Raw genomic sequence first — 10063 nt, 5'->3', positions numbered from 1 at the left:
TCGGTATGGACGCTGACGACGCCGCGGTCCAGTGCCTCTGCCTGGCGGACCGTCGCGGCCTGCGAGGTCTGGCCCGAGGCGACCAGCCCGGCGGCGGCCAGCAGACCCGCCGCCACCGCGCCGAGCAGCGTGCGGGTCCGGGTGGTGCGGCGTCTGCGGGAGGATCGGGGGTGCTCAGGAGCCACGGTGGATGCCTTCCGGGGGTGGGGGCGGATTACGTAACGTCAGTGACCGCCGGACCCGGAAAGGTTGCCGTCCGTCCGGAGCCGGAACGCGGCGGTGCGCGCGACAGCCGCTTCACCCGTTCGGCCCTGCACGGTGGCGGGGCCGGACGGGAGCTGCGCAGGCTGTCCCGAAAGCTGCCGATTCGCTGGGGTGGCGGAGCCTGAAGGGGGTGCGACGTGTCGGACGCCGGTGGACCGGTCCCTGGGACGCCCACGGGCGATGTCATGGCGGTGACGCTCCTGGACGCCCTGTTCAGCCAGCCCGCGGTGGGACTGCACGTCCTGGACACGGAACTGCGGGTGGAGCGCGTCAACGCCCTGTCCGACGCGGTCGGCGCCGACCAGCTCGTGGGACTGCACTTCACCGAGGCCTACCGGCTCGATGATCCGGAAGAAGCGCAACGGCTGTTGCACCAGGTACTGGAGAGCGGCGTGCCCGTACTCAACCGGGTCATCCGCGGGCGGCTGATGCGGGCGCCCGGCCCCAGCCGCAGCCTGATGGTCACCCTCCACCGCCTGGACGACCCGCAGGGACGGCCGCTCGGGCTGCTCGCGGCGGTCGTCGACATCAACGAGCGGGAGAAGGCGCGTTCCCGGGCGGAGTGCCTGACGGCCGTACGCAGGGAGGTGGGCCACTCCCTCGATGTGGCGGCGACCTGCGAGGGCCTGGTGACGGCGCTGGTGCCGCGGTTCGCCGACTTCGCCGTGGTCGAGGTGGTGGACGAGATCCTGCGGGGTTCACCCCCTCCGCTCAGTCCGCTGCGGCGCGATGTCCCGCTGCGCCGCGCGGCACAGCGGGGGTCCGGCGGCGACAGCATGGCCGGAGACATGCGGCGGCTGCCCGGCCGTACGCCGTTCGCGCTCGCCGTCACGGATCTGCGCCCCCGGCTGTCCACGCTCGGCCCGGACACCCCGTGGCTGGCCGCGGACCCGGACAGCGCGCAGATGGTCGAGGTGTCCGGGGCCCACTCCCTGATCGTGGTCCCGCTGAAACTTCACGGCTCCGTGCTCGGCCTGGTGAGTCTCTACCGGTTCCGTGGCGTCGAGCCGTACGACGAGGCCGACCTCGCCCTCGCTCTGACGGCGGCCGCCCATGCCGCGCTGAGCATCGAGAACGCGCGGCGCTACGAGCGCGACCACGTGATCGCGTCGACCGTCCAGCGCCGACTGCTCCCCCAGCACAACGGTGCCCGGGTCGCCGTCGAGACCGCGCACGCGCTGCTTCCGGGGCGCAACAGCGGCTGCTGGTTCGACACCATCGGGCTGTCCGGTGCGCGTACCGCGCTGATCATCGGCAACGTCGAGGGGCACGGGCTGCAGACGGCCATCACCATGGGGCAGTTGCGCACGGTCATCCACGCGCTGTCCGGCCTCGACCTGGAACCCGACGAGGTGCTGGCCCGGCTCAACGACACGGCGGACCGGCTGGCGGAGGAGCGCAGGTCGCTGCCGCCCGGCGACTCGCTGCACAATCAGTCCCTGACTGCGACCTGCATGTACGCGGTCTACGACCCGTTCGCCCGGACCTGCACCGTGGCGCGTGCGGGACATCCGGCGCCGGTCGTCGTGGCGCCCGACGGCAGCCCGATCGTCCTCGACGTACCGGAGGGTCCGCCGCTCTTCTCCGAGGACAGCGCCCCCTTCGCCACGGCGACGATCGAGCTCGACGAGGGCAGTGTGCTGGCGTTCCTCACCGGTTCGCTGCTGCCGGACACCCGGGCCGTGGCCAGGGTGCAGGACGCGCTCGCCTATCCGGACCGCCGTCTGCGGCAGCTGTGCGACGCCATCGTCTACAGCCTGCCCGCCGACGCCCATCCCGACGGTGCCGCGCTGCTTCTCGCCCGGACCGGCGTGGTCCCGCCCGACCGGGTCGCGACCTGGGAACTGGCCCACGACCGGACCACGCCGGCCATCGCCCGTACCCTCGTCCGGGACCGGCTCGAAGGGTGGAACCTCGACGAGGAGACGATCGAGGCGACCGAACTGATCGTGAGCGAGCTGATCACCAACGCGGTCCGCTACGGAACTCCGCCGCTGTATCTGCGTCTCCTGCTGGACCGCACCCTGACCTGCGAGGTCCACGACACCAGTCCGGTGGCGCCCAACCTGCGCCACGCGCGGACCGTGGACGAGGGCGGCCGCGGCCTGTTCATCGTGTCGCAGCTCGCCACGCACTGGGGCACCCGGTACGGCCCCGACGGCAAGGCCCTGTGGACCGAACAGGAGATCCCGGCCCCCGACGGCGGCTCCTGACGGGCCGGCAGCCGATGGGTGCCGGGGGTCGGCCCCCGGCCCGGAACTGCCCGGGTCAGCGGACACAGGTGCGGCGCACCGCGGCCGGGTGGGCCGTGGTGCGCCGCGGTCAGGAAGCCGGCAGCGGCCCCGGGTTCAGGGGGCGGCGGTCAGCGGTCAGCGGCGGCCCCCGTGGTGGTGGCGGCCCCAGGACTTCGAGTCGACCTTGTGACCGTGTGCGTCCCTGAGGGTCGCCGTGTCGCTGCTGTCCCAGACGTGGCGGCGGAGGTCCTGGTAGACATCACGGCTGTCGTCGCGCCCGACACCGGTGTGCACGCGCACCGAGGAGCGGCCGGCCAGACGCAGATCGAAGCGGTAGGTGCGGTGGCTCTCGTCACTGAGGGTCCAGCCGCGCAGGTTGACCGAGCTGCGGCCGGTGTTGGTGACGGTGACCCATTCACCGTTCAGGCTCCGGTTCGAGCGGTTGTCGCCGCCGGGGCTGTCGTACTGGATCTTGCCCAGGACGACGGCCGAGCGCGGGGCCGGCTTGCTGTGGCCTCGGCCGTGGTCGTGGTCGTGGTCGCGGTCGTCGTCGCGGCCGTGGTCGCGGTCGCGTCCGTGGTCGCGACCGTGGTCGTGGCCGTCCGCGGTCGCCGGAAGAGCGGCGGCGGCCAGGAGTGCGCCGGAAGCGAGAACGGTGGCGGTGATCCGCCGTGCGGAACGGGACATGAAGACCCCTCAGATGCAGGCCCGGACCGTGCGGTCCGGGCGTTTTTCGGTCCCGGCGTGATGCCGAGAAGGCACACTTTGACCCTGTTGCCCGTTCAATGGACAGCACCCCGGTACGTGTTACGAAGTGCGGACATTTCCGTCACACACGACTGCAGGCGCCACCCACCGGACCCTCCGGGTACCTGTCAATCCCTGTCCGCTGCATCCAGCCGTACGGCGCCGGGTTGACGCGGGCGGACACCCTGGCTCCCCCAACGCCGCAGGCCGTACAAGGTCCATGGATCGGGTCCCGGAACCTGTAACAGCCACCGCACGACCGGACCTGAACGCCCGTTCCGTTACCCCCGGAAAGAGCGCACAGAGGTTCTCTCGAACAACGGGCGAGGCGTGTGATCGCGCCAGTGGACCGCGCGTGGCCGAGTGGCAGGGCTGCGATGAATCGAGGTTCACGGCCCGGCGGGTGCGGCCGCCCCGGCGGGGCGGCGCCTCCCGGACCAGCCGAGCAGGACCACCGAGCACACGGCGGCGAACGCGCACCAGGTCGAGATGAAATCCAGCCGCCACAGGGCGGCGCAGACCGCGGCCCCGGTCCCGGCCAGCGCCCCGAGCCACCGCAGCCACCGGTCGCCGGACAGCAGCAGCGATCCGACGGTGGCCAGGAGGTAGCCCGCGATGAGCAGCCCCGGACGCAGCAGGTCGAGCACATAGCCCAGGGTGTGCCCCCGGATCAGCGCGCTCACGGGCCGGACGGCCAGGCTGTACCCGAGGGCGGCGGACGTCGCGGCTCCGGCCGCCAGGGGCACCAGCAGACGCCGCCGGGCGTTCGGCGGCGCCGCGCACAGCACACCCACCGGTACCCACAGCGCCAGCAGCGGCAGTGCGATGACGGCCCAGGCCACGGTCGCCGGGCCGGGGCCGCCGTCCGCGCGCCAGACCGCGGACTCGATGATCTGATGGGCGCCCAGCAACAGCGGGAGCGCGGCGAGCGGCAGGTCCCGGGTCCGGCGCGTCCGCAGGACGCAGGCCACGCGCTCCAGCACATGGCGTCACCCGGGGGTCTCTCGTTCGCGTGAACCGGTCTCCTCCCCGGTCACGCTACGGCCCCTCCGGTGGGCACGGGCCGTGCGGCAGGCTCAGGCCGTCGCGTCCGACCATGCGTACGGCGGCGGCACCGGCCCGTCCGCGGGCCCCGCGCCGGCCTCTCCGAGTTCGCGGTCGGCCACGCTCATCAGCTGGGCCGCGACATCGCGCATCGCACGGCTCGCCGCGAGTTCGTCACCGATGGTGGGGACGTCCGGGTCCTGTGGGCTGCAGCGGGCGACCCCGTGGCCGGTGAGTTTCGCCGTGCCGGTGTCGAGCACCGCCTCCGCCTTCGTCGCACCGTCCTCCTCGGACAGGTCCACGTGGACCGTCCATTCCAATGTCCGGCTCATCGCACACCTCCCGGCCCGCGCCGGCCGCCAGGCGACGCCGCCATACGGGCTCACTCCCAGCATCCACCCAACCGGCGGGCCACGCGCGTTCCGGGCAGCCGGAGTCCGCTCGGACTGCGCGGATCACCGCACCGAAATAGGCTGACGTGAGCCGCGTCCGAAGCAGCGCGCGGCGCTGTCCCGGATCCGAAGCGTTGACCCCCGGATCGTCCCGCCACGACAGACTCTGTGGTGCGGCTCGCCACCACACGCACTGCGGAGCGGCCCATGAACCGGCGTCGTCCTCCCCGCTCGGCCAGTGCCGAGGAACTGCTGACCACGCTCCAGCACCTCACCTCCCGGGCACGCCGCGAGGTGGAGCTTCATCAGGCACGGGTAGAGCTGGCCGAGGCGCTTCAGCGCAAGATGCTCCCCTCGTCCCTGCCGGCCCTGCCGGGGCTGCAGACCGCCGCCCGCTACACGCCCGCGCGCAGCGGTCTGGACATCGGCGGCGACTGGTACGACGGCTTCCAGCTCCCGGACGGTTCGCTCGCGTTCGCCATCGGGGACGTGCAGGGACACGACGTCGAGGCGGCTGCCTTCATGGGCCAGATCCGGATCGCGATGCGCGCCCTGGCCGTCATCGCGGCCGATCCGGGCGAAGTGGTGCGGCGGACCAATGACCTGCTGCTGTCCGTGGACTCCGGCCTCCTCGCCACCTGCACCTTCGTCCGGATGGACCCGTTCACCCGGGAGCTGCGGAGTGCCCGCGCGGGGCATGTCGCCGCGGTGTGGGCCACGGCGGACGGGCGGTCGGGCACCACCGAGGACGAGGGCGGTCTGCCGCTCGGCATCCAGACCGGCGAGGAGTACCCGGTCACCACCCGGCCGCTCACGACCGCCGGCGCCTTCGTGCTGCTCACCGACGGAGTGATCGAGGGGCCGTCCTACTCGATCGACGAGGGGCTGGACGCGGTGGTCCGCCTGGTGCGCTCCCGGGTCGGCGACGACGCGGACGAACTGGCCGACGCGATCCTGGAGACGGCGGAGCGCACCGGGCACAAGGACGACGCCGCCGTGCTCGTCCTGCGCCACGACGCGTTCCCCGCCGCCCCCGGATGACGCAGCGATCCGGGCCGGTGCGTGTCACGCGGCCGCCTCCCGCCGGGGCCGGTGTCTGATGAGAACCGTGATCCGCAGCGAGGAGTACCGGCGCAGGGCCACGGCAATATCACTGCGCGTGCTGGCAGTCGCCGCCGCCTACTACGCGTCCGGGGGCCTGGGACTCCTGAGGCAGCTGACCGTCAACGGCGCGGTGGTCACACCGCTCTGGCCGCCGACCGGGATCGCCCTGGGCTGCCTGCTGATTCTGGGACCGCACATCTGGCCCGGGATCGCTCTGGGCTCGCTGCTCGTCATCGCCACGCTCAGCGCCTCGGTGACGCCGTCGACGGCCGCGGTCGTGGCGGGCAACACGCTCGCACCCGTCTGCGCCTGCCTGATACTGCGCCGGGTCGGCTTCCGTCCGGAGCTGGACCGGCTGCGCGACGGTGTCATGCTGGTCTTCCTGGGTGCGTTGGCCGGGATGGCCGCCAGCGCGACCGTGGGCACCGCCATGCTGGCGCTCGACGACAAACTGCCCACGAGCGGGTTCTGGACTGTCTGGGTGGCATGGTGGGCCGGAGACGCCATTGCTCGTGGTCACCCCGCTGGTCCTCGTCGTGCTGCGCAATTTGCGGATGCCCCGGGTGACCGACCGGTGGATCGAGGCCGCCGCGCTGCTGACCGTCACGGTCGCGGGCTCGTTGCTGGCCACCCGTGGTCCGCTGTCGATGCTCTATCTGGTGTTCCCGATCCTCATCTGGGCGGCGCTGCGGTTCCGGCTCGCGGGCAGCGCGCCGTGCGCGCTGCTGGTGTCGGTCCTGGCGGTGGTCGCGGGGACGGAACAAGTCGGTCCGTTCGCCGGCCACGGCGTGGTCGAGGTGATGATCAACCTCACGGTCCTCAACGGGGCCGTTGCACTCACGTCGCTCCTGCTGGCCGCCATCGTCGCGGAGCAGCAGAACATCCGCCGTCGGATCGAGCGCGCCTGCGAGGAACTGGCCGATGTGGTGGACCACCTCGCGCCGGGCAAGTCGGCGGCCGTCTGGCCGTCCCGGGCGAGGGACGAGCGCGAGGGCCGCTGACCCCCACCGCGTCCGGGGGTCACCGCGGGAAGTGCCGGTCCAGGAAGTCGTTGCGGAAGGTGGCGGCCGGGTCGTACCGGGCCATCAGCTTCTCGAAGTCCGCATACCGCCCGTACAGCGTGCTCAGGACGTCGGGGGCGGTGGCGAAGACCTTGCCCCAGTGCGGCCGCGCGGCGAACGGCGCCAGCGCCTCCTCGATCTCCCGGAGGACCGGTGCCACCGCCTCGGTGTCCGGCATCCAGGTGAAGTGGAAGGCCACCGAGTCCCTGCCGGACGCCGGGCTCAGCCACAGGTCGTCCCCCGCGACGGTACGGATCTCGGAGATCTGCAGCAGCGGGGTGATCCGGTCCCGGAGCCGGCCCACCGCCTCGTAGGCGGCGGCGGCGTCCTCCCGGGCCACGAAGTACTCCGACTGCAGCTCGTCCCCGTTGCTGGGGGTGAACTCCAGCCGGAAGTGCGGCAGCCTGCGGTGCCAGGCTCCGGCGGCGCCCTGCTGCCGGGTGCAGTTGACGGCCGGCATACCGGCGATCGGGTGGCGCGGACCGTCGGCGAGCCGTGCGCCCAGCCAGTCGCCGGGCGCCTGCCGCGCTCCCCCGCTCCCCACCCGCTGCTTGAGCCACACCTGGCCGACCGGTCCGGGGCGCCAGTCGGTGAAGACGCTGACGCTGTACGCGGCCGACATCACCTCGTCGAAGGCCCCGGTCAGCCGGGACTCGGGAAGATCCTCGTAGACCCACTGCTGTACGTCGAAGGCCGGGACCATGTCCAGCGTCAGCCGGGTCACCACGCCCAGCGCGCCCATGGAGACCACCGCTCCGGGGAAGTCCGCGTCGCCCCGCCGCAGCGAGAGGGTCCCGCCGTCCGCCGTGACCATGTCCAGTGCCCGGACGGCTCCCGCGAGCGACCGGTTCCCGACACCCGAGCCATGGGTCCCGGTCGCACAGGCGCCGGCCACCGAGATGTGCGGGAGGGAACCCAGGTTGTGCAGGGCGAAGCCGCTCTCGTTCAGCTCGCCGGCGAACTCTCCGAAGCGCAGCCCCGCGCTCACGGTCACCGCACCGGCCGCCGGGTCGATCTCGACCACACGCGGCAGACCGGCCACCGACACGAGGTCCCCGGCGGTGTCCGCGACGGCGTTGAAGGAGTGCCGGGTGCCCAGGGCGCGTACCGCGGTGGAAGTGGCCACCGTCTCCCGCAGCTCGGCCTCCGAGCGGGGTACGCACAGTCGCCTCGCGCCGAACGTGACGTTGCCGGCCCAGTTCTTCTCCGCGGGAGTCACCGTGCGTCCTCTTTCACTCGTGGCCGGGCGCAGTCTCCCGACGGTGCATTCTCCCAGACAGCCCCGCGGAGCCGCCCGGCGAGCAGGCAGCGCAGATCAACCGAGCGACCACATAGGGTAGTTGACGAAGACGAGGTACATATCCACACACCGCCCGATTGCGGTGCCGCCCAAATACCAACACCAGCGCACAGAACCTGTGATCCAGCGCGGAACGGGACGAGTTCCGGCTCACACCGCATGTCTGAACTTCACTGGAACTCCAGCGAAATGGCACGTGTGTGGATATCGTGCACCGAGCGAGGGCGCATCCGTCAGTCCACAGGATCGGCGGATGCGCCCCGTTTGTGGAGATGCAACTGTGACTGGGGGGTTCATGGGGCATGTCGAGCTACCCGAATCCGATAGATCAGGACCCGTGGGACTGGCGGGGGCGCCTCGCCCACGGACCACTTCGAACCGGCCCCGCAGCCAGAAGTTCGACCGGTTGCCGCAGGGCCCGACCGTACAGCGCGAACGTTCCGCCCGGCCCGGGCCGAAGTCAGGACCCGGCCGGTATCTGCCTCTGGTCATCTGCCTGGACCTGCTCGGGCTCGGGCTTCCCGGCTGGCTCGTCCTGCGCACCGACGGCGAGCCCGGGGCTCTGGCCGGCGCGTCCGCGGCCGCCCTGGTGTGGTCCGCCGTGCGGGCCGCGCGCGGCCGGTACTCGCTCCGGGCGCCCGGCCGCCCGGCCGGAGCGCTGACCGCATCCGGGGACTGGCTGCTGCTCATCGGCGTACTGGCGGTGCTCTGGACGGTGGCCGACGGGTCCATCGATCCGGCGGCGGCGGTCGTGGCACTGATCCCGGGCCTGCTGGCGACCACGGCGGTGTCCGGAGTCCGTCAGCTGCCGCGGTGGGGGAAGCGGCGGACGGCCCGCCGGGTACTGGTGGTCGGCGAGGCCGCGGGGGTGGACCGGGCGGTGCGGCTGCTCGGCTCCCGTTCGGACCACGGCTACGTCGTGGTGGCCGCCGTACCCGTGGGAACGGCGGCGCTGAACTGCGACGCCCCGGTCCCGGGGCGGCTCGCGCCCACACCCGCAGACGACGACGCCTCGACGGTGCTGGGCGCGGCCTTCGCGCACGAGGCCGACCTGGCGCTGGTGGCGCCGGGGCCGGAGCTCACCGAGGAACGATTACGGCGGCTGTCCTGGGGGCTTCACGACGGCGGGCTCGAACTGTCCGTGCTGTCGCACCTCTCGGAGATCGCGGCGGGCCGGGTCCGCCCGGCGTCGGCGGCCGGACTGACCCTGCTGCACATCGTGCCGCCGCTGCGGCGGGGAGCGCAGCCCGCGCTCAAGGCCGCGGTGGACCGGACCGGCGCCGCCCTCGGCCTGCTCGCACTGGCCCCACTGCTGCTGCTGGTCGCGGCGGCGGTCCGGCTCACTTCCCGCGGACCGGTCTTCCACCGGCAGATCCGCCACGGGCAGCACAACCGGCCGTTCACCATGTGGAAGTTCCGCACGATGATCGCGGACGCCGAACAACACCGGGCGCGTCTCACCACCTCCAACGAGATCGACGGCCCGATGTTCAAGATGCGCCGCGACCCCCGGGTCACCCGCGTCGGCCGGCTGCTGCGCCGCTCGTCCCTCGACGAGCTGCCCCAGCTCTTCAATGTCCTACGGGGTGACATGTCCCTGGTCGGACCGCGCCCGCCACTGCCGGACGAGGTGTCCCGTTACGACGAGCGCGAGCTGAGACGGCTCGCGGTCAAACCGGGGCTGACCGGCCTGTGGCAGGTCAGCGGGCGCTCCGACCTGTCCTGGCAGGAGACCGTGTCGCTCGACCTCTGGTACGTGGACAACTGGTCCGTGGCCACGGACATGGGACTCATGGCCCGTACCCTGCGCGCCGTCACCGACGGCCGCGGGGCCTACTGAGAGCGGCGGCAGGGGATGCGAGGAACGGGAGGCGGCCGGGTGGACGGCAGCGCGACGGCCTCCGCCCACCCGGCCGG

At 72.5% G+C, this 10063-nt stretch carries 8 protein-coding genes and 1 pseudogene; 4 read left to right on the top strand and 5 right to left on the bottom strand.

The genetic code is table 11. The annotated features are described in order from the left end of the window. On the bottom strand, positions 1 to 185 hold a 185-nt coding region (locus J1C73_RS10780), incomplete at its 3' end, for a hypothetical protein (protein ID WP_207316150.1). 264 nt (positions 186 to 449) lie between these two features. On the opposite strand from J1C73_RS10780, the gene J1C73_RS10775 reads away from it, so the two are divergent. Next, the gene (locus tag J1C73_RS10775; protein WP_207316149.1) at positions 450 to 2477 is read left to right on the top strand and encodes a SpoIIE family protein phosphatase; all 2028 of its coding nucleotides are present in this window, start codon (positions 450 to 452) and stop codon (positions 2475 to 2477) included. 156 nt (positions 2478 to 2633) lie between these two features. Here the strand turns inward: J1C73_RS10775 and J1C73_RS10770 are convergent, their stop codons facing one another. From J1C73_RS10770 to J1C73_RS10760, 3 genes are all read right to left on the bottom strand, one after another. Further along, complete coding sequence (locus J1C73_RS10770) at positions 2634 to 3185, bottom strand: lamin tail domain-containing protein (RefSeq protein WP_207316148.1); 552 nt, start codon at positions 3183 to 3185, stop codon at positions 2634 to 2636. Between the two features lie 449 nt (positions 3186 to 3634). Beyond that, positions 3635 to 4228 carry a DUF6629 family protein gene (locus J1C73_RS10765; RefSeq protein WP_207316147.1) on the bottom strand — a complete coding sequence of 198 codons (594 nt, stop codon included), beginning with the start codon at positions 4226 to 4228 and terminating at the stop codon, positions 3635 to 3637. 93 nt (positions 4229 to 4321) lie between these two features. Beyond that, the gene (locus tag J1C73_RS10760) at positions 4322 to 4621 is read right to left on the bottom strand and encodes a DUF1876 domain-containing protein (protein WP_123467166.1); all 300 of its coding nucleotides are present in this window, start codon (positions 4619 to 4621) and stop codon (positions 4322 to 4324) included. A 267-nt stretch (positions 4622 to 4888) separates the two neighbouring features. On the opposite strand from J1C73_RS10760, the gene J1C73_RS10755 reads away from it, so the two are divergent. After that, complete coding sequence (locus J1C73_RS10755; protein ID WP_207316146.1) at positions 4889 to 5722, top strand: PP2C family protein-serine/threonine phosphatase; 834 nt, start codon at positions 4889 to 4891, stop codon at positions 5720 to 5722. Positions 5723 to 5789: 67 nt separating this feature from the next. Further along, a pseudogene (locus J1C73_RS10750) lies at positions 5790 to 6786 on the top strand (MASE1 domain-containing protein). Between the two features lie 19 nt (positions 6787 to 6805). On the opposite strand, the gene J1C73_RS10745 reads toward J1C73_RS10750, so the two are convergent. After that, complete coding sequence (locus J1C73_RS10745) at positions 6806 to 8065, bottom strand: FAD-binding protein (RefSeq protein WP_207316145.1); 1260 nt, start codon at positions 8063 to 8065, stop codon at positions 6806 to 6808. 418 nt (positions 8066 to 8483) lie between these two features. On the opposite strand from J1C73_RS10745, the gene J1C73_RS10740 reads away from it, so the two are divergent. Next, entirely contained in the window at positions 8484 to 9986 is a 1503-nt protein-coding gene (locus tag J1C73_RS10740) for a sugar transferase (RefSeq protein ID WP_207316144.1), read from the top strand. Positions 9987 to 10063: the final 77 nt, after the last annotated feature.

Origin of the sequence: Streptomyces laculatispora (genome assembly GCF_017353455.1) — a bacterium.
In the GTDB taxonomy this organism is placed as follows: domain Bacteria; phylum Actinomycetota; class Actinomycetes; order Streptomycetales; family Streptomycetaceae; genus Streptomyces; species Streptomyces laculatispora.
The sequence above is the reverse complement of the archived record's forward strand: the minus strand, read 5'-3'. Positions and strand labels throughout refer to the sequence as shown.